This window comes from Ereboglobus sp. PH5-5 (assembly GCF_029504805.1).
Classification (GTDB): domain Bacteria; phylum Verrucomicrobiota; class Verrucomicrobiia; order Opitutales; family Opitutaceae; genus Ereboglobus.
The window spans coordinates 47,106-67,159 of sequence record NZ_JAQFIT010000010.1; the positions used below are offsets into that span (position 1 = coordinate 47,106).

Here is a 20,054-nt window from a genome sequence, read left to right on the forward strand (position 1 = left end):
AGGCGCGAAACCGACAAAACAATCTCCTTAAACCCAAAACAAAAAACAATGACTGAAAAAAAATCCGTGGTAATCGGCTGTGACGAAGCGGCCTGGGAACTCAAAAACACGCTCAAGGCCCACATCAAAAGCCTGGGCTACGAGGTCGAGGACGTCGGCTCCGAGGAGGGCGTTTCCGTGCTTTATCCCGACATCGCGTTGGCCGTGGCCGAGGCGATTCGAAGCGGACGCCATGAGCGCGGAGTGCTGCTGTGCGGCACGGGCATCGGCATGGCCATGACCGCGAACAAGGTTCCGGGTATCCGCGCTGCGCAGGCGCACGACACATTTTCCGCGGAGCGCGCGCGCAAGAGCAACAACGCGCAAATCGTCACTCTCGGCGCGCGTGTGATAGGCCCCGAGCTGGCCAAGATGATTGTGCGCGCTTTTCTGGAATCCGAATTCGAGGGTGCCCGCTCGCTGCCCAAGGTTGAAAGAATGGCTGAAATCGAGCGCGCGATGCGCCAGGCGTAATCGCGCGCGAATTACTCGCTCCGCACGCTGGTTCCTTGAATAAGTTCAAGGAACCGCAAACACTGTGCCGCATGAGTTTTTATCGTTTGTGCAAATGTCTTCCCGGCGCGCTGTCACTGTTGCTGGCCGGATTTTGCGCGGCGTCGGGCGCGGATGACAAGGCGGGCGCGCAGGATCTTGGCGAGGGGCTTGTGTATTTTCGCATGATAAACCCCGCCGCCGACTTGCCCGCGCTGAAATCCGTGCTCGCGGAAAACAAGGCGGCGGTTGTCGATTTGCGCGGAGTGGATGCGAGCGTGGCCGATGTGCGCGCGCTGCGAATCGCGCTTGCTCCGCCGGTGTCCCCGGCGACTCGGGCCGCGCGTTTTGTGTTGATCAATCGCGACACGTCGTCAGCGGTTCCGTTCACGCTCAACGCCGGATTGCCGGACAACACTCAGGGCGTGCTGGTCATGGCATTGGCCGGCGACAACGTGCCCGCCGACGTGAAGGTGCGGGGTTCCGTTGAGGACGACCGCCGCGCATGCGAGGCGATCTCGAAAGGCGCGGCGGTTTCGACTCTGATCAATCACCAGCCGGACAAGAAGCGCTATGACGAGGCGGCGCTCATGCGCGACTATCAGGGATTGCCGGAGCCGGAGGTGGAGGCAAAAACGGTCGCGGATAAAAAAGCCCCGGATGCGGCGGGCTCTGATTCGCAGGCGAAGCCGGGTGAAAAAGAAACCGAAGGCGAATCGTCGTCGCCAGAATCACAACCACCTCCAACGGATTCATTGCTGCAGGCCGCCGTGCAAACGCATCGCGCGCTACTGGCGCTGGGGAAGTTGTAGGCGTCGATTATCTATTGAGGATAGTTTTTGGTGTTTATTTGGGGGCGAGGGTGTGGCCGCATGTTCGACGCCAAAGGCGTCATACAAATTAGCCCTGGGTGTGGCGCGTAGCGCGCAACCCAGGGGTGCGATAATATAAAGCCGGCGCCCTGAATGGGCGCGACAACATGTGGTGGCGGGTGTTGCACCCCTTCAGGGTGCTGAATTTTTAAATACAAAAACCCGGGGCAGCGTAACTCGCCCCGGGCTAAGTTGTAGCACGCCTTTGGCGTGCAAAGGCAGTCACGAAACTTCTGCCTTCTCGCTAAACGAATTTTTTGAGTGTGCTATGGTGGTCTGCGAACGGTGGAAGTATCGGTTTTGCGAAACCGCCCCGCCTTTTATTCGGCGGCTTCGCCCGCGTTGGCGGCTTCCTGCTCTTCCTCGGACTCGACGACCTTGGCGATGCTTAGGAGGGTGTCGCCTTCGGCGAGGGTGAGCAGTTTCACGCCTTTCGCTCCGCGGTTGGTTTCGCGGATCGTGTCCACCGGGCAGCGGATGCTTTGGCCTTTCGCCGTCAGGAGCATGACTTCGTCGGTGTCGTGGACGCTTAACGCGCCGGCGAGGTTGATTTTTTCAGGGAGGTCGATCGCCCACACGCCCGTGCCGCCGCGGTTGATGAGGCGGTAGTCCTCAAAGCGGGTGCGCACGCCGAGGCCGGCTTCGCTCGCGACGAGGAACTTCGCGGTGTGGTCAACCACTTCGATGACTTCGAGGTAGTCGCTCTTGAGCTTGAAGCGCATGCCGGTGACGCCCGCGGTGGCGCGGCCGGTGGCGCGGAAGAGGACTTCGCCGGTCTCGGCGTCGCTTTCGCGGAAGCGCACGGCGAGGCCTTGGTGCGAGACGAGGATGAGCTCGTCCTTGCCGGTCGTGAGCACGCAGCCGATCACGGTGTCGCCTTCGGCGAGGTTGATGCCGATGAGGCCGTTTTCACGGGTGGCGTTGGCGTAGTCGCCGAGGGTCGTTTTCTTGATGGTGCCGCGCTTGGTCGCCATGACGAGGTAGCGGTTGGCGGCGTTTTCATTGGCGAAGTCGGGCGTGCAGAGCATGGCGGCGATTTTCTCGCCTTCCTTGAGCATGAGGAAGGAGTGCACGGACTTGCCTTTCGCGGCGCGGGCGGCCTCGGGGATTTCGTAGACTTTCTTCGCGTAGCACTGGCCGGTGGTCGTGATGAAGAGGATGTAGTCGTGCGTCTCGGCGGTGAAGAGGCGTTCGACAAAGTCGTCCGCGTAGGTCTCGGTGCCGATGACGCCTTTGCCGCCGCGTTTTTGCGAGCGGTATTCGACGACGGGGGTGCGCTTGATGAAGCCGAGGTGCGAGACGGTGATGACGCAGCCTTCGTTGGGGATGACGTCCTCCATGCGGAACTCGCCGAGCGCGCCGATGATTTCGGTTTTGCGTTCGTCGCCGAATTTTTCCTTGAGGGCGAGGAGTTCGGTTTTGATGACTTCGCGGAGTTTGTAGTCGTTTTCGAGGATGGAGCGGAGTTCCTCGATGAGTTTGAGGAGTTCGAGGTATTCGGCTTCGATTTTGTCGCGTTCGAGGCCGGTGAGCTGGTAGAGGCGCAGTTCGAGGATGGCGTCGGTCTGGCGCTCGGTGAGCGGGTATTTGGCCATCAGTTTTTCCCTGGCCTCGGCGCGCGAGGCGGAGGCGCGGATGATGCGGACAAAGTCGTCGAGGTTGTCGAGGGCGATTTTGTAGCCTTCGAGGATGTGGGCGCGGGCCTCGGCTTGGTTGAGGCGGAACTGGGTGCGGCGAGTGACGACTTCGCGGCGGTGGTCGATGAAGCATTCAAGGAGTTCCTTGATGTTCATTTGCTTGGGGCGCTTTTTGTCGAGGGCGAGGAGGATGGCGCCGAAGGAGGACTCGAGGGCGGTTTTTTTGAAGAGTTGGTTGATGATGGGCGAGGCTTGTTCGCCGCGCTTGAGTTCGATGACGATGCGGGTGTTGGCGTCGGATTCGTCGCGGACGTCGCGGATGCCTTCGATTTCTTTTTCGGTGACGAGCTCGGCGATGCGGGTGACGAGGCTGGCGCGGTTTACGTTGTAGGGGATTTCGGTGATGACGATTTGCTCGCCGGTTTTGTTGTCCTCGGTGTGGGCCTTGCCGCGGACGCGAATGATGCCGCGGCCGGTTTTGAGGTAGGAGAGGATGCCTTCGCGGCCGGCGATGACGCCGCCGGTGGGGAAGTCGGGGCCTTGGATGATGTCGCAGAGTTCGTCAACGGTGGTGGAGGGGTTGTCGAGGAGGAGCGCGGCGGCGGCGGCGACTTCGTGGAGGTTGTGCGGGGGGATGTTGGTGGTCATGCCCACGGCGATGCCGGTGGAGCCGTTGAGGAGGAGGGTGGGGAGGCCGGCGGGGAGGACGGAGGGCTCGGTGGTTTTTTCGTCGAAGTTGGGGACGAAGTCGACGGTGTCCTCGTCGAGGTCGGCGAGGATGGTTTCGGCGGTGTGCTCGAGGCGGGACTCGGTGTAGCGGTAGGCGGCGGCTTCGTCGCCATCGACCGAGCCGAAGTTGCCTTGCGGGTTGATGAGCGGGTAGCGCATGACCCAGGTTTGGGCGAGGCGCACGAGGGCGTCGTAGACGGAGGAGTCGCCGTGGGGGTGGTAGTTGCCGAGCACTTCGCCGACGACTTTGGCGCATTTGGTGAAGGGGCGGTTGCGCAGGAGGCCGAGGCGATACATCGCGTAGAGGATGCGGCGTTGCACGGGTTTGAGGCCGTCGCGGGCGTCGGGCAGCGCGCGGGAGATGATGACCGACATCGAATAATCGATGTATGCCGTCTGCATGATGTCGGTGATGTTGGCCGTGGAGAGTTTGTCGGGCGGTGTTTGCATTTATGAGAAGGAGGGAGGCGACTGGTGGCGACGGGGATCGACTGGTGGCGTGGGTGGACGGGCGCGGTGGATTTAGACGTCGAGATACTGCACGTTGAGGGCGTTGTCTTCGATGAATTGGCGGCGGGGGGGGACTTCGTCGCCCATGAGGAGCGTGAAGAGGGCGTCGGCCTTGGCGGCGTCGGCCACGCTCACGCGGAGGAGGCGGCGGCGCTCGGGGTCCATCGTCGTCTCGTAGAGTTGCTCGGGGTTCATTTCGCCGAGGCCTTTGTAGCGCTGGATGGTGAGGCCTTTGCGGCCAAGGGCGCGGATGTGCGAAACGATTTCGAGCGGGCTGTGAATTTCGATTTGGCTTTCCGATTTCTGGCCGGCGTTTTCGGTGATGATGTAGCGCGGTTCCTCGGTGGGGCCGTAGCGGTTGATGTCGAGTCCGGAGGCGGCGGTGATGGCGCGGAGGATTTTCGACATTTCCGTCGATTCGAAGATTTCGTGGACGGTGATGCGTTTGAGCGGGCCGGCGGCGGCGGCTTTTTTGGCGGCGGGGGCGGCGTTGCTGTTGTTGTCGTCGGTGGTTGTCGCGGAGGGCGTCGCAAGCGGCGCCCCCACGGTGCCGGCGGGTTGCTCGAAGAGGTCGGCGTCGAGGCCGTGGTCTTGCACGAACTTGGCGCGGGCGTGCTCGTCCATGAGGAATTGGTGGCTTTCCTTGTTGCCTTCGCGGATGCGCGCGATGTAGCGGGGGAGGGCGTGCGTTTCCTTGTCGTGGCAGTCGAGGTATTCGGCGAACGAGGCGCCGTATCGGGTGACGCCGCCGCCGAGTTTTTCGAGCGCCGAGAAGTGCTCGACGAGTTTGTCGATTTCGGCGGGGGCGAGGACTTTGTTGTCGCGGAGGCGGGTGAGGGTGACGTCCTCGGAGCCGAGTTCGAGGAGGATGCGGTTCATCTGCTCGTCGTTCTCGATGTATTGCTCGCGTTTTTTGCGTTTGATTTTGTAGAGCGGCGGCTGGGCGATGTAGATGTAGCCTTTGTCAAAGAGGCCGCGCATTTGGCGGTAGAAGAAGGTGAGGAGGAGGGTGCGGATGTGCGCGCCGTCAACGTCCGCGTCGGTCATGATGATGATTTTGTGGTAGCGGGCCTTGTCGCCGTTGAAGCCGCCTTCGGTGGGTGTGCCGTCAACGTCGAAGTTTTGTCCGATGCCGGTGCCGAAGGCGGTGATCATGGTGCGGATTTCGGCGTTGGAGAGCACCTTGTCGAGGCGGGCTTTTTCGACGTTGAGGACTTTGCCGCGGAGGGGGAGGATGGCTTGGTAGCGGCGGTCGCGGCCCTGCTTGGCGGAGCCGCCGGCGGAGTTGCCCTCGACGATGTAGATTTCGCATTCGGCGGGGTCGCGCGAGGAGCAGTCGGCGAGTTTGCCGGGGAGGCCGCCGCCGGAGAGGGCGCCTTTGCGGACGGTTTCGCGGGCCTTGCGGGCGGCCTCGCGGGCGCGGGCGGCGTTGACGATTTTGTCGATGATGCGCTTGGCGGTGGGGATGTTGGCCTCGAGGAAAAACTTGAGTTTTTCGCCGACGATTTTTTGCACAATGCCGTCGACCTCGCCGTTGGAGAGCTTGGTCTTGGTCTGGCCTTCGAAGCGGGGTTCGGGGACTTTCACCGAGATGACGGCGGTGAGGCCCTCGCGGCAGTCGTCGCCGTTGATCGGGGGGTCCTTTTCCTTGAGGAGGTTGTTGGCCTTGGCGAAATTGTTGAGGACGCGGGTGAGCGCGGAGCGGAAGCCGGAGAGGTGCGTGCCGCCCTCGATGTTGTGGATGGAGTTGGCGTAGGCGAAGATTTGCTCGTTGTAGGAGTCGTTGTATTGCATCGCGACGTCGACGGCGATGGGCGGGCGGGTCGGGTCGTTTTCGTCGGCGACGGAGTCGGAGAACGAGACAGGGTTCGGGTGGACGAGGTTTTTGTTGGTGTTGAGATACTGGACGAATTCGACGATGCCGTCCTTGAAGTAGAAGACGTCGGATTTTTGCGAGCGTTCGTCGTTGAGCTCGATGCGGACGCCGGGGTTGAGGAAGGCGAGTTCGCGGAGGCGGCGCGCGAGGATTTCGTATTGGAATTCGCGCGTGGTGAGGAAGATTTCCGCGTCGGGCTTGAAGGTGATTTTTGTGCCGGTTTTCTTGGTGTCGCCGACGACGGTCATCTTTTGCGTGGTGAGGCCCTGGGCGAAACGCATTTGGTAAACCTTGCCGTTGCGGCGCACCTCGGCCTCGAACCATTCGGAGACGGCGTTGACGCACTTGGCGCCGACGCCGTGGAGGCCGCCGGAGACCTGGTAGGCGCCCTTGCCGAACTTGCCGCCGGCGTGGAGGTTGGTGAGCACGAGCTCGAGGGCGGGGATGCCGTATTTGGGGTGGATGTCCACGGGGATGCCGCGGCCGTCGTCCTCGACCGAGCAGGAGCCGTCGAGGTGGATGGTGACCTTGACGGAGGTGGCGAAGCCGGCGAGGCACTCGTCGATGGAGTTGTCAACGACCTCGAAGACGCAGTGGTGGAGGCCGCGCTCGTTGGTGTCGCCGATATACATGTCGGGGCGTTTGCGGACGCCCTCGAGGCCCTCGAGTTTTTCGATTTGGGAGGCGTTGTAGCCGGATGCGTCGGCGCCTGCGGCGGGGTTCTGGTCGGCGTTTTGCGGGTCGTTTTGGTCGGACATATTTGCGTGGAAAATCGGGTGCGTAATTGCGTTAAAAATAAAAGGGAAATTGCATCGAAATTCAGGGTCGGACGCAATGGGTTTTTAGGGGAAAATGGGATTATTTTTCGTGACGGAGCACGGCGTGATTTTGAGGGCGGCGGCGTGGTTAAATTTCAAATCTCAAAATCCCAAAGCCCAAGAGATTTGAGCGCGTGTAATTGCGTCGTTGTGTATGATTAAACACAATCGCTGCGCGCAACGCCAAGACCTGAGAAATGGGGGACGCTATGCGTTTTGAGGTCTGCTGCTCCGCGCCTTTGTCAACGAGGGAGGGATCTATAAGGAATTATTTGGCCTTTGTATCCGGATTCTCCGTTACGCCTGTCAAAATACCTTGAAATATATCCAGCAAACGGGGGTTGGTTGATGGGATTTTGGTGTATTCGGGATTCATCTCGATGCCCGTGACAATATAGGCATATCCATTGGTCTTGTAATCCTTGGGTAATATAAATGCTGCATACGAAAGAAATAACCGAGATGTATCAAATGGACGATTCCTTCCTCGTTGGGTTTCCCGCCATTCGTCAAATCGGCTTTTATAGAAAAAGACGCTTCCAATTTTTGATTCAAACACAGGCTTTTTTTCAAAGAGAAGTGATTGCCGGTCGCCAAAGGTTTTTTTGTGAAATTTCGGAATGTCCTTTCTTATCATCGAGTCGGCTATCTTACGGTCTTTTTCCGTCAGCAATTTGGCGGCAATCGACACTTTTATCACATTAAAATCGCCCATCGCATTCTCACTTTGACGCTTATAGCATATCCGTGTCTTGTTATCCAAGACACTCACGTTCCATTGCGCGGGGGCGTCGATTTTGTAAGTTACAGAAAATCCATCCGCAACGATTGTTTCTGGAATTGGAGTTGTTTCTGCATGCAGCAGGGTAGCTAACGTGCTGCACAATATTGAGAGGAGCAAATTCTTCATTGGTTTCGCGATTGCTAGCAGAGTGATAGGTATTGCAAAAAAAGCGAGGTTCCTTCTCCAAAACATACGCACAAAAAAACGCCCCCGGTTTCGAGGGCGTTTAGGTTTCCAAATTGGAAGAAAACTGGCGCGGTCTTTAGCGCTTGGAGAACTGGTAGCGCTTGCGGGCGCCGGGCTGGCCGGCTTTCTTACGCTCTTTCTCGCGCGGGTCGCGGCGGATGTGGCCGGCCTTCTTGAGCGCGGGACGAAGCTCGGGATTGAGCTTCTGGAGGGCGCGGGCGATGCCGTGCGCAACGGCTCCGGCCTGTCCGGAAACGCCGCCGCCGTCAACGAGGACGGTCACGTCAACCTTGTCGCGCATCTCGGCGACGATCAAGGGGGCGCAGGCGGCCTTGGAGAAGGTTTCGTGCGGGAAATACTTGTCGTATTCGAGTTCGTTGACGACGAACTTGCCCGAGCCTTCGGAAAGGCGGACGCGGGCGACCGAGGTTTTGCGACGGCCAGTGCCGAGGTGGATGACTTTTTCGCTCATGGGCTAATTATTTGAGAGTGATTGTGACGGGGTTTTGCGCCTCGTGCGTGTGGTTCGGGCCCTTGAAGACGCGCAGTTTCTTGAGCATCTGGGCCGCGAGGCGGTTTTTCGGGAGCATGCCCTTGACCGCGTGGGTGATGATGAACTCGGGCTTCTGCTCGCGCATCTGGGCGAGGGAACGATAGCTTTCGCCGCCGACGTAGCCGGAGAAGAACATGTATTCGTTTTGCTCGTCTTTCTTGCCGGTGAGCGCGACTTTCTCGGCGTTGATGACCACAACGTAATCGCCGGTGTCAACATGCGGAGTGTAGGTGGCCTTGTGACGGCCGCGAATAATATTGGCGACTTTAACTGCGAGACGGCCGAGCACGAGCCCGTCGGCATCGATGAGATACCACTTGGGCTGCACTGTCTCTTTCTTGGCGAGGAACGTTTTCATGAAAGGAAAAGGGGTTGATTGGTAGCGCACGGCGGGTGACTGTCAACCACGGAAGTTGGGAAAAATTCAAATCGAGAGATTTTCGGTGGGCGCGGCGGCTGCAAAAACCGCCGTTTTTCCCTTTTTTGCGCCGTGTCGCCGGCTGTCATTTGCCCGGACGACGCGCCATTTTGCGATGGAATCGGCATTGTTCGCCAGGGCTTAATCCAGCTTTACGATGCGCACGCCGGCGTCACCGAGCATGGGGGCGACAATCGGGTCGTTGTTGTAATCGTCGCGGTAGCGCACTTCGGCGATGCCGGCGGCGGACAGGATTTTTGCGCAGTTGATGCACGGATAATGTGTGACGTAGGCGATGCAGCCTTCCACCGAGCTGCCGCGGCGCGCGGCGTCGGCCACCGCGTTTTGCTCTGCGTGCACGGTTGATTGCTCGTGCCCGTCGCGCACCCGGGAGATGTGCGGCACGCCGGGCAGGTAGCCGTTGTAGCCGGCTGCCACGATGCGGTTTTTGCGCGCGCCGCCGCTCACGATCACGCAGCCGACATGCAGGCGTTCGCACGGCGAGCGCGTCGAGATCAATAGCGCCGTCGCCATGAAATATTCGTCCCACGAGGGGCGCTCCGTCGCCGTCGCGGCCGCATTGGCCACGATGTCCACAAGTGATTCGGTTGATTCCGTGCTCATAATATCCGGGGAAGATTGAAAAACGCCCGGAAAAAAGCGAGGCGTGTTTTGCTTTCCCTTTCCGCCTTATTTCCCCTTCATGTTGCGCGCATCATGGACGAACTTTTCCGACTTACCCCCGAGGAACGGCGCAGGCGACGGATCATACGGCTTGCGGCGGCGGGTTTTGTGGTCGCCGTCGTTTTTGCCGGCGTGGCGGTTTCGTTTTTCATGCGCGTATGGAACAAGGAGCCCGAGCTCGTGATGCCCGCCGCCTATCTCGTTTCCACCGGCGGCGCGACCACGGTTCGCGTTGATGGAAAAAATATTCCGTTTGAAACCACCCTCGCCGTTCCCTCCGGCTCGGCCATCGACGTGCCCGCGCGCGCAAACATCATCGTCGTGCACCCCGGGGACGCCTCCTCCAAAAAAATCAAGGGTCCCGAAACCCTCCGCCCCGAACCCGCGCGGGAGCCCAAGAAGGACGCGGTCGATTTTCTGGTTTCGCCAAGGGAAATCCTCATCACGGCGCGTTACGGCGGTCCGCGCGAAAGCACGGGGCGCGTGCTGGTGACCTCGCCTTTCGGTGTGACGCGTTTTACCAACCCGACCATCACGTGGGAGCCGCGCCCCGGCGTGCGTTATGACGTGGCGGTTGTTGATCCCGCCGATCCCGTCGCTCCACCCCGTGTCGCGATCAACGTGCTCCCGCCCTTGCGCATCGACCAGCTCGAAACCACGCAGGATCGCGTGCTGCGCGCGGATCGCATCTACAACGTCATCGTCAGGGAAGCCGGCAGCGAGACACAGGTCGGCGCGATGCGTTTCCTCGTCTCGCCCGGTGCGACCGACGCCTCGCTTCCGCTCGCGCCCGCCGATCTTGTCATGGAGGCGATTGACGCGCTTTGGAGCAAACCGGCGCGCATGGGCGACGGCTGGCTCGCGTTATCGCGCCTGCCGGCCGACTGGGCCGAGTCGGAACTCGTGCTGCGCCTGCGCATGCGCGCCGCCGCCGAACTCGGCCTCTTCGACGAAATAGAAAAAATCCAGTATCAACTCTGGATGCTAGGGCCGATGCGATAGGCCGGCTTGATTGACCGGGCCGGGCGCGGTTTTGGAAATCGCAGGATCGTTTTGGGCGGGGCGGTTGTCGGATGGTCGCGATCGCGCGAACCGCCGAAACCGCAGCCCCGTTCACTTGAACAGCAGCCTGTCGAGGCCGAAGTGAGTTTTGCCGCCGGGATGCTTGGACGGCGCGACGAGTTCGACCTCGAGGGTGTTCTTGCCCTTGACGAGTTCGACGCCGGCTTGCGCGGTGGTGGTGTAGAGCTCGGGCGTGTTGAGGTTGAGATTTTTGAAAACGGTTTTTCCGTTCAACCGGACATCAAATGTGCCGTAGTCGTTCGCGGTGGTCAGGAATGCGGTCATGTCGAAGCGGCCGGAGACGTCGGAATAAAAGGCAAAGGTGGCGCGGGCTTCGGGCTTGAGATCACGCCACCAGAGTTGCGCGCCGCCGCTCCACGGCATGGGTCGCTTGATTGATTGCGCGGCGGCTTTTCCGGAGGTGGTTTTTTCAACGAGCAAATCCTCGTCCTCGATGAAGAGCGCGCCGGCCTTGTCCCTTTGGAGGTCGCTTGGGATGATATCGGAGCGGTCGAGCGCGACGGGTTCGCGGGCGTCGGCGGTGTTGTCGGGCGCGAGGCTGCGTCCGCCGGGGAGCATATACCAGAAGGCGGCGGGCGCGTAGTTTACCCGCGTGGGCGACCAGTGCCACAGTTCCATGTCGAAGCGGAGCGATTTGCCGAAGGGGATGGCGTCGAGGCCGCGATACCGGGTGTTGACGGAAAGTTTTGGCGCGAAACTGCCTTCGCCCAAGGGCTGCGCGATGAACGGATGCCCGGTGAAAACCTCGGGGCGGCACCATGCGTAGCCGTAATAATCCTCGGTGCCGGTGCCGATGTGCGAGGGGAACTTTTCGCCGTCAACATAGACCTTTTCGTCGCCCTCGCCCCACCAACGGTAGGTGGTGTTGAAGATGGCGAGATTGTCGCCGACATAAACGCCCTTGCCGCGAAGTTCGGCGTAGTTGAGGTCGACGGCTTTGTCATGGGGGCCGGCGAGGACCTTGGTGTATTGGCGCCAGCCCGCGCCGAAGTGCATGGAGCGCGCATCCCATTTCCACGGCTTGGTGGCGACGGCGGCGTCGGTTACGCGGACGGTCTGCGCGCCGAGATTGCGCAGCGTGACGACGCAGTTTTTCTCAAACGGCATGACCCACGCGGCGCGCATGAGGCCGGATTCGTCAGTCGTAGTGTAATAGGTGTTTGTTCGAAGCTGCTTGTAACCGATGCCGAAGAAGTCGCCGGCGGGCACGCGGACGGTTTGTTCGCCGTCGAACGTGATTTCGAGCATGGTGGAGCGGAGCGCCTGCTCCTGGTTTTGCGCGCGCAGCCGCAACGCGATGCTGGCGACGGCGGCGGGGCCGCGCAGGGTGACTGCGTGGCTCGCGCCGGGCGCGAGATTGGCGACGAGGCCGGTGAAATTGCCGGCGGGGGCGAGCCCGGCGGCTCCGGATGCGAGTTTCTCCTGCGCGCTGGAGATGGCGGCGGCGTGGCGTTGCGCGACGGATTTTGAGAAGGACTCGACGGACGTGCCGGCGGGATACGAGCGATAGTTTATGTTGTAATAAACGCGCTCGGTGTCGCCTTTTTTCGCGCCGGGATCGTCCTCGCGCAGGTTCCCGCTTTCGTAGGTGATTTTGCAATGCTTCGCATAGGGAATGGGGAAGTAGAGATTGTGCCCGCGCCGCTCGTAGGGCGTCTCCTCGGAGACGGACGCGGCGAGCGGCGGGCCGGCGATGATGCTGCCGCTGAGGATGTCGAACGCCGTGCCCTCGACGGCGGGCGTGCCGGCGCCGTCGATGTAGATGCGCATGGTGCCGCGCCCGCAATCCTTGCCGGCGAACGTCATCCAGAAGCGGACGATTGCGCCGGGGCCGCCGGCGTCGAACATGACGAACTCGCGGCGTCCGTTGTTGCGTTCGACGCGGAGAAACATGGAGCGGTCGGAGTTGGCGAACCAGCCGGGTTTGTCCGGCGCGACTGAGGCGCGATCGTAGCTGCTGAATTGCGCGCAGGTGAAGGCGGGCTCGGGGAAGCGCGCGCGTTCGTCGCGGTCGGTCATTTCATCAAGCAGCGACTTGATGGTGATGGTGCCGGCGTTTGCCGCGCCCGCAAAAATGGCGAAAAGGAGGGTGGCGAGCAGAAGTGTTTTGGGTTTCATGATGGGAAAGAAGAAACGCGCGCGAACCATTCGCGCCTGTTTCGCAGCACTGGTAAACTGCCCTCATCGGCGTCCGTGCACAAGGTGGATTTCCGAAAAGAGGCGGGGGAATTTTTGAAACAAATAACAGCCGGGCTTGAGGAAGGAACCATGTGCCTCGCCGCAAGGGCGTCGTTTGATCCAGAGCGGTTTCGGCTTAAACTGTCGTGGGGAAATGTCTTTTGGCGGGGCGAACCAAAAAACTAATCCCGTTTCGGCGCCCAGCGGCGTTCCTGGCGCTTGAGGATGAGCGGCCCGGCATGGATTTGCGCGCCAAGGACCGCGGGGTGGTTGCGGATTTGGTTGAAGCACTCGGTCGTGAAAGTCCAGGCCAGTGAATCGGCGGCCTCGGCGATGGGCGCGACGCGGTCCTCGAAAAGAAACGCGAAGGAGGTTTCGGTTTTTCCGGGAGTTTGGTCGAGGGTTTTGCGCAACGCTTTTAGGAATTCGGGCAATTCGGGATGATCGGGTTTTAGCAGCCAGGTGATGCGCCGGATATTTTGCGCGATGAACGGCACCAGCGGATAACACTCGTTGATCTGGATGCGCTTTTCGCCTTCCTTGTTGACTTGCACCATGCCTTGCACGGCCACGAGCGCGTTTTCCGCGAGCACCGCGCCGTATTCCTCGTAGGTGGTCGCAAACATGTTGAGCGTGATCGCGCCGTTTTTGTTGGAGAGGCCAAACGAGGCCCAGGGGCGGTTGTCTTTTTTCGAGAGGCGTTTGGCGATGTTGCCGCAAATGCCGCAGAGGCGAAACTCGGTGCGGTCGGGCAGCGTGATGAGGTCGCCGATCGCGTAGGTGTCAAGCGCCTCGACGAGTCCGGCGTATTCGTTGAGCGGGTGTCCGCTGACGTAGAAGCCGAGCAGTTCCTTTTCAAACTGGAGGCGGTTTTCCTTGGTGAGGATGCGTTCGGCGGCGCCTGTGGACGCGGTTTTCTTTTTGCCCTTGGCGACCGCGCCGAGGGCGAGTGTGTCGTTGTCGTCGTCGATTGCGGCGGCGGGCGCGGCGGGGGTGACTTTGCGCGAGTGTTTCAGGATTTGGGCGAATTCTTTTTCGAGTTCGCCCATGGGCGGAAGGGGCGGGGCGCTGTCGATCGCGCCGAGGTCGAAGAGCATCGTGCCGGCGGGGGCTTCCTCCTTGGGTTTGCCGGCGTCTTTTTTGAGCGCGGGGTATTTGCGCTGAAGCTCGGAGAGCGCGCCGAGGGCGAGGTCGATGCGGGGGAAGAGGGTTTCGCGTTCCACGCCGCTGAAATCGAACGCGCCGGTGGCGACGAGGTTTTCGAGCACGCGTTTGTTGATAGCGCGCGGGTCGGAGCGGAGGATGTAGTTTTCGAAACTGGTGTAGGGGCCGTGGGCGTCGCGTTCGTCGCGCGATTTGACGGCGGCTTGCTCGCCGACGCCCTTGATGCCGGCGAGGCCGAAGCGGATTTTGCCCGAGGGCACGGGCGAGTCGTCCGTGCCACCCGATCCCACGGGCGAGTCGCCCGTGCCACCCGACCCGGCGGGGCGTGCGATGACGGGGGTGAAGTTGGGGCCGGATTCGTTGATGTCGGGGCCGAGGACGGTGATGCCCATCGCCTCGGCCTCGGCGATGAAGTGCGAGACTTTTTCGGCGTTGCCGAGTTCGGCGGTGAGCACGGCGGCCATGAATTGCACGGGGTAGTTGGCCTTCATATACGCGGTTTGATACGCGATCATGGCGTAGGCGGCGGAGTGCGATTTGTTGAAGCCGTATTGCGCGAACTTGTGGAGCAAGTCGAAGATTTCGTTGGCTTTCTTCGCGTCGAGGTTGAGGGTCTTTTTCGCGCCTTCAACGAAGATGCCGCGCTGGCGGTTCATCTCGGCCTCGTCCTTTTTTCCCATTGCGCGACGGAGCATGTCGGCGCCGCCGAGGGTGAAGCCGGCGATGACGCGCGCGCATTCCATGACCTGCTCCTGATAGACGATGACGCCGAAGGTTTCCTTGAGGACGGGCTTGAGGAGCGGGTGCGGATAGACGATTGACGCGGGATTTTTTTTGCCGGCGGCGTAGGTGGGGATGAATTGCATCGGGCCGGGGCGGTAGAGCGCAGAGATGGCGTTGATGTCGTCGATCGACGAGATGCCGACTTGGCGCGCGGCGTTTTGCATGCCTTCGGATTCGAGCTGGAAGACGCCGACGGTTTTGCCCGCGTTGAGGAGTTTGTAGGTGACGGGATCGTCGAGCGGGATTTTTTCGATGTCGAAATCGGGCGCGGCGGTGCGGCGGATGTTTTCAACGGCGTCGGAAATAATGGTGAGGGTTTTGAGGCCGAGAAAATCCATTTTCAGGAGGCCGAGTTTGCCCACGGCGCTCATGTCGTATTGCACGGTGACGTCGCCTTCCTGGAGCGTGAGCGGCACGAACTCGTCGAGCGGCTTGTCGGTGATGATGATGCCGGCGGCGTGCTTGCCGGTGTTGCGCACCATGCCTTCGACGACGAGGGCGGTGTCGATGATGCGCTTGGTGCCGGGGTTGCGGTCGATTTCGAGGCGGAGTTCGGCGGATTTTTTGATCGAGTCGGTGAGCGAGATGTTGAGCTCGTCGGGAATCATCTTCGCGATGCGGTCGGAGTCGGCGAAGGGGAGGCTGTTGACGCGGGCGATGTCGCGGATGGCCATTTTCGCGCCCATGGTGCCGTAGGTGATGATGTTGGCGACGCAGTCGCGCCCGTATTTTTCGCGGACGTAGTCGATGACCTCGCCGCGGCGTCGCATGCAAAAGTCGATGTCGAAGTCGGGCGCGGAAACGCGCTCGGGATTGAGGAAGCGTTCGAATAGCAGGCCGAAGCGGATGGGGTCGATGTTGGTGATTGAAAGGAGGTAGGCGACAAGGCTGCCTGCGCCGGAGCCGCGGCCCGGGCCGACGGGGATGTCGTGATCCTTGGCCCAGCGGATGAAATCCCAGACGACGAGAAAATAATCGACGTAGGTGGTGAGGTTGATGATGGCGAGTTCGTAGGCGGTGCGCACGACGAGTATCTCCTCGGGCGCGAGGCCGTTGTTGTCGGGCGGCTGGGGTTTTTCGTCGGGGGCGAGCTTGTCGATCGTGATGCCGCGCTCCTCGACGGCCTTTTGCCCGGCGACGAGGGCGGTGGCGAGTTTTTCGAGGCGTTCGGCGACGGCGGGGCGCGCGGCGACTTCGTCGTGGTCAACGCCGTAGCGTTGCTTGAGGCCGTCAACGCAGAGCTTGTGGAGGTATTCAGAAGGTGAATACACGCTTTTGATTTCGACGGGCAGGGGGTATTTCGGGTAGCGCTCGGAGCCTTTCGGGAACGGGATTTCGAGGTCGCACATCTCGGCGATGGCGCGGGTGTTGGTGATCGACTCGGGAACCTCGGCGAAGAGGCGCGCCATTTCGTCGTGCGACTTGAGGTAAAATTCCTTCGTGTCGAAACGCATGCGGTTGGGCTCGTCGAGCTTGGCGCCGGTCTGGATGCAGAGCATGGCGTCGTGCGGGTCGGCGTCGGTGTCGCGGATGTAGTGGACGTCGTTGGAGGCGATGACGCGCAGGCCGAATTCCTCGCCGAGCTTGAGCAGTCCGGGGATGATTTTGATTTGCTCGGGGATGCCGTGGTCCTGGATTTCGATGACGAAGTTTTCCCTGCCGAAAATTTCAACAAAACGGGCGCATGCGGCGCGGGCCTCCCGCTCGCGATCGTGCATGAGGTGTTGCGGGATGATCGCGGCGAGGCAGCCGGAGAACGCGATGAGGCCCTCGGAGTATTTTGCGAGCGTTTCCCAGTCGGCGCGCGGTTTGTAATAAAAGCCGTGCAGGTGCGCGTCGGAGACGAGCTTGAGGAGGTTTTGGTAGCCGGTGAGATTTTTGGCGAGAAGCCCGAGGTGGTAGTAGGATTTGCCGTCCTCGGCGCGGCCCTGTTTTTCGAGGCGCGAGCCCTCGACGAGGTAGATTTCGCAACCGATGATGGGCTTGAGGTTTTGCTTTTTTGCGGCGTTGTAAAAGTCGATCGCGCCGAAGAGATTTCCGTGGTCGGTGAGGGCGAGCGCGGTCATGCCGAGCGACGCGGCGTGTTTGCAAAGTTTGTCAACCTGGCAGCACCCGTCGAGCAGCGAGCGATCGGAGTGGACGTGGAGGTGGACAAAATCCTTCGCGGGCGCGGAGGGCGTGACGTTGGTGACGATGGGAGCGGACACGGTGGAGATGGGAAAAATTGAAAAGGTTGGAACGGTTTTGGAAAGGGAAGGGGAAGGGAAGCGGGGCGGTTTTTCAACGGGCAAAATTGCGGAATGCGGGAGAAAAAATTGAATCGAATGGTTGCTGTTGCGGGACAGGAGGTTGGGGAGGAGGACAACGGCAAAAAAAACTGCTTTTCCTCGCATGTCGCCGACCCGCGCAGGGGCGTCGCATGTGATGCCTGAATTTGTGTCGCGGGGCCGGCGCGAGCGGAGTGCTTTCGGATTGTTTTGAGGTGCGTTGGCAGGGATTTTGCCAGCGGGGGCTTGAGATTTGACAAAATGCGGAAAATCCGGATTTTGTTTCGCATGCCAAACATCATGTCAGCCACCGATGCGAGCAAGAATTTCTCCGAATTGCTCCATTCCGCCCATTACAGTGGCGATGTGATCATTGAGAAAAATGGGAAACCCTACGCGGTGGTGTGTCCCATACGCGCGCCGCGCACCGGGGCGGAAATCGCGCGCGCCCTCAAACGCGCCCCCCTGCCTGTCCTGCCTCCCGGCGAGGCGGAGTCCTTTGCCGCCGATCTTGAGGAAATCCGCAAGATCGCCAACACGCCGCCGGCAATCAAATGGTAATGCGCGACGCCCCGGGTTTTCTTGTCGACACCAGCGTGTTCATTCGCGCGGAAAAGGGTGTTTTTGATCTTGCCGCCTACGTCGGCGGGACGCCCGGGGTGTTTTTTGCAATGTCGTCGGTAACGGCCACCGAATTGTTAACCGGCGTTGCGCGGGTCGACACTGCCGCGCGCCGACGCCGTCGTTCTGCGTTTGTGGAGCAGGTCATTTTGCAGTTTCCCGTGCTGGACTTTTCGCTGCCATGCGCGCGGCAGTGCGCTGATATGACAGCGATTCTTCATGGAAATGGAATCATTGTCGGAATTGCGGACCTGATGATCGCTGCCACCGCGTTGCATCACGGTTATGGCGTGGCGACCTTTAACACTAGGGATTTTCATCGCATGCCCGGGCTGGTTGTCGATACGCCACCGGTGGAGACGGGGCGTTGAGCGCAACACCCGAACGCACCTTTGCAATTCCGGCCATTCGTCATCTCTGAGAGGCTTCACTGTTCTGTTCGATGGAGACCGGTCACAAAACAAAATCAACGTAGCGTGGACGCTCAAACCCACCCCATTTGAAATTAACAGAAAAGCAGACATGGTAGTTCGCGCCACCCGGCCAATCAATATAGCCCTGCACCTTCACGAAACGCATGAAAATAGGAATTCTCTCGGACATACACGCAAACCTGCACGCTTTGAACGCCGTGTTCGAGGATGCCGCGCGCCGTGGCGTCGAACAATTTCTCTGCCTTGGCGATGTGGTCGGCTACGGCCCGTGCCCGGAGGCTTGTGTGGAAAAACTTCGCGAACTTGAAATCCCGACCGTTTTGGGGAATCACGACGCATGGGCGCGCCGCGGAGTCGATTTTGGCGCAGCCCCAACGGCTCCATCGACCATTCCCGGCATCGATCTGGCGCGCAGGCAACTCGGCATCGCGAGCTTGAGCTGGCTGCGCAAGCTGCCTCTGATTATCAAAACTTACACCCACGCCATCACGCACGCATCCTATCATGCGCTCGGCTCCTGGGATTGCATCTGCGACACGGAATCGGCCCGGCTTTCTTTTGAGAAACTACCGGGGCAGCTGGGCTTTTTCGGTCACACGCACGAGGCCGGCCTTTGGGTGTCCGGAAAAATGCCGCGATGGTTTCAGCCGCAATGCGGACGCCCCTACAAATTGAAACCCGACACCAGATATTTGATAAATCCAGGCAGTGTTGGAAATCCGCGCTCGTCGAATGACAAGTCCGACAATCGCGCGCAATATCTGATATTCGACACCTCCATCCGCCGTATCACGCTCCACCGCGTCCCATATGACGAGCAAGCATACATCGACGCACTCAGGGAGGCCGGACTTGCCGGTGGTAAGGTGGACTCGGAATTTTGACCCAAACAGCACTTGGCGCGTAGGGGAAACGCGCCAGCGACTGGGGATGCGGATACCCCATCGGCACAGGGCGATTCAACTGAAATTTCAATGCGCCTCGGCAAAACAGCCGAGACGTTCCTGTGACGTTATTCGGAAATTGTTTTCGCTTATCTCGATAGCAAAACCGGACTATGAACATCAGCCCCCATTGAGTCTTTATGGGCGCGGAGTCCACCTTTTCCAAAATCAATACAATCAGCAATGATAAGATTGAGCTTGAAATCTGAATTATCCATCCATTTCCGAATTGCAGTTTCTACCGCACTAACGATTTTATTTAATTGATTGAAATTTTCCGGTGTGCTTTCCTCGTCTTTGCATTTTTCCCAATATTCTTTGGGTGCCGCCAAAATAATATTTATTGTCTTGGGCTTTTCCGGTTGTCCCCATTTAATCGACTCATCCTTAGATATATGCTCCCAGCAACGAAGCAATTGTAATGTATAACATATAGATTCCACCAAGGCCATCAGTGGCGAATTGGATGAGTTTCCTCTCTTCAGTTCGATGATTTCTACAAGATTACTATCAGGTATAAACGCAACAATGTCAGATTTTAACTGACCTTCTTGCTCTTCTGCCAATGGCAGTTCGTAGGTGAATGTATATCTCTGTTCTTTATTTTTTTCAAAGAGATAGGTGCACAAGTTCCAGTTCAATTGATTCTCAGTTCCTGCTTTAGGCATGCCTTCTGATCCTCTTTTGCCTTCCTTCAGTGCCTTGTTACGATCTTCAATTTTGAAATCAGAAGTTCTTATTTTAGGGGAATTTTTATTAGATAATTTCAGCGAATTTTTTGTCCACTTTTTAATAAATTCTATATAATGATCTGAGGCCAGTATATGCAATCCTCTATTTATCCAATTAGTTTTTGAGTCCCAGCCACCTTGTGTGGAATTTACCAGCCTGGATAATTGCAAGAAAGCAAACCATGTCACCTCATCCTTTGGAAGATGTATTTTCAGTGATCCATTTTCTAATATCATGCTATTGTTCATTT

Annotated in this window: 16 protein-coding genes; 6 read left to right on the top strand and 10 right to left on the bottom strand. The window is 59.4% G+C overall.

Annotated features, from left to right (window positions below; translation table 11 throughout):
- The first annotated feature begins 48 nt into the window (after positions 1 to 48).
- Both rpiB and M2103_RS07925 read left to right on the top strand, forming a co-directional pair.
- Positions 49 to 513, top strand: coding sequence for a ribose 5-phosphate isomerase B (gene rpiB, locus M2103_RS07920; RefSeq protein ID WP_277509816.1), 465 nt, complete (start codon positions 49 to 51; stop codon positions 511 to 513).
- Between the two features lie 71 nt (positions 514 to 584).
- Positions 585 to 1,343 carry a hypothetical protein gene (locus M2103_RS07925; RefSeq protein ID WP_277509817.1) on the top strand — a complete coding sequence of 253 codons (759 nt, stop codon included), beginning with the start codon at positions 585 to 587 and terminating at the stop codon, positions 1,341 to 1,343.
- A 380-nt stretch (positions 1,344 to 1,723) separates the two neighbouring features.
- Here the strand turns inward: M2103_RS07925 and gyrA are convergent, their stop codons facing one another.
- From gyrA to M2103_RS07955, 6 genes are all read right to left on the bottom strand, one after another.
- The gene (gyrA, locus tag M2103_RS07930) at positions 1,724 to 4,219 is read right to left on the bottom strand and encodes a DNA gyrase subunit A (protein WP_277509818.1); all 2,496 of its coding nucleotides are present in this window, start codon (positions 4,217 to 4,219) and stop codon (positions 1,724 to 1,726) included.
- A gap of 72 nt (positions 4,220 to 4,291) precedes the next feature.
- The gene (gene gyrB / locus M2103_RS07935; RefSeq protein ID WP_277509820.1) at positions 4,292 to 6,913 is read right to left on the bottom strand and encodes a DNA topoisomerase (ATP-hydrolyzing) subunit B; all 2,622 of its coding nucleotides are present in this window, start codon (positions 6,911 to 6,913) and stop codon (positions 4,292 to 4,294) included.
- Positions 6,914 to 7,241: 328 nt separating this feature from the next.
- Positions 7,242 to 7,883, bottom strand: coding sequence for a hypothetical protein (locus M2103_RS07940; protein ID WP_277509821.1), 642 nt, complete (start codon positions 7,881 to 7,883; stop codon positions 7,242 to 7,244).
- 136 nt (positions 7,884 to 8,019) lie between these two features.
- Positions 8,020 to 8,415: a 30S ribosomal protein S9 gene (rpsI, locus tag M2103_RS07945; RefSeq protein WP_277509822.1), complete on the bottom strand. Its 396-nt coding sequence runs from the start codon at positions 8,413 to 8,415 to the stop codon at positions 8,020 to 8,022.
- 7 nt (positions 8,416 to 8,422) lie between these two features.
- The gene (gene rplM / locus M2103_RS07950; RefSeq protein WP_277509823.1) at positions 8,423 to 8,854 is read right to left on the bottom strand and encodes a 50S ribosomal protein L13; all 432 of its coding nucleotides are present in this window, start codon (positions 8,852 to 8,854) and stop codon (positions 8,423 to 8,425) included.
- A gap of 201 nt (positions 8,855 to 9,055) precedes the next feature.
- Positions 9,056 to 9,538 (bottom strand): deaminase, encoded by a 483-nt coding sequence (locus M2103_RS07955; RefSeq protein WP_277509824.1) that lies wholly within the window; start codon positions 9,536 to 9,538, stop codon positions 9,056 to 9,058.
- A 93-nt stretch (positions 9,539 to 9,631) separates the two neighbouring features.
- Here M2103_RS07955 and M2103_RS07960 point away from each other — a divergent pair, with 93 nt between their 5' ends.
- On the top strand, positions 9,632 to 10,600 hold the full coding sequence (locus tag M2103_RS07960) for a hypothetical protein (protein ID WP_277509826.1): 969 nt from the start codon (positions 9,632 to 9,634) through the stop codon (positions 10,598 to 10,600).
- A 111-nt stretch (positions 10,601 to 10,711) separates the two neighbouring features.
- Here the strand turns inward: M2103_RS07960 and M2103_RS07965 are convergent, their stop codons facing one another.
- On the bottom strand, positions 10,712 to 12,799 hold the full coding sequence (locus M2103_RS07965; RefSeq protein ID WP_277509827.1) for a glycoside hydrolase family 172 protein: 2,088 nt from the start codon (positions 12,797 to 12,799) through the stop codon (positions 10,712 to 10,714).
- Between the two features lie 242 nt (positions 12,800 to 13,041).
- Positions 13,042 to 17,013, bottom strand: a complete 3,972-nt coding sequence (gene dnaE, locus M2103_RS07970; protein ID WP_277509828.1) for a DNA polymerase III subunit alpha — start codon at positions 17,011 to 17,013, stop codon at positions 13,042 to 13,044.
- A 360-nt stretch (positions 17,014 to 17,373) separates the two neighbouring features.
- On the opposite strand from dnaE, the gene M2103_RS07975 reads away from it, so the two are divergent.
- Both M2103_RS07975 and M2103_RS07980 read left to right on the top strand, forming a co-directional pair.
- A complete protein-coding gene (locus M2103_RS07975) occupies positions 17,374 to 17,634 on the top strand; it encodes a type II toxin-antitoxin system prevent-host-death family antitoxin (protein WP_277509830.1) in 261 nt (86 codons plus the stop codon).
- On the top strand, positions 17,634 to 18,065 hold the full coding sequence (locus M2103_RS07980) for a PIN domain-containing protein (protein WP_277509831.1): 432 nt from the start codon (positions 17,634 to 17,636) through the stop codon (positions 18,063 to 18,065). The genes M2103_RS07975 and M2103_RS07980 overlap by 1 nt, the downstream gene beginning before the upstream one ends.
- Positions 18,066 to 18,147: 82 nt before the next feature.
- On the opposite strand, the gene M2103_RS07985 is transcribed toward M2103_RS07980, so the two are convergent.
- Complete coding sequence (locus M2103_RS07985; protein ID WP_277509832.1) at positions 18,148 to 18,273, bottom strand: hypothetical protein; 126 nt, start codon at positions 18,271 to 18,273, stop codon at positions 18,148 to 18,150.
- On the opposite strand from M2103_RS07985, the gene M2103_RS07990 reads away from it, so the two are divergent.
- Positions 18,272 to 19,012, top strand: a complete 741-nt coding sequence (locus M2103_RS07990; protein WP_277509833.1) for a metallophosphoesterase family protein — start codon at positions 18,272 to 18,274, stop codon at positions 19,010 to 19,012. The genes M2103_RS07985 and M2103_RS07990 overlap by 2 nt on opposite strands.
- A gap of 149 nt (positions 19,013 to 19,161) precedes the next feature.
- Here the strand turns inward: M2103_RS07990 and M2103_RS07995 are convergent, their stop codons facing one another.
- Positions 19,162 to 20,052 carry a hypothetical protein gene (locus tag M2103_RS07995; protein ID WP_277509834.1) on the bottom strand — a complete coding sequence of 297 codons (891 nt, stop codon included), beginning with the start codon at positions 20,050 to 20,052 and terminating at the stop codon, positions 19,162 to 19,164.
- Positions 20,053 to 20,054 lie beyond the last annotated feature (2 nt).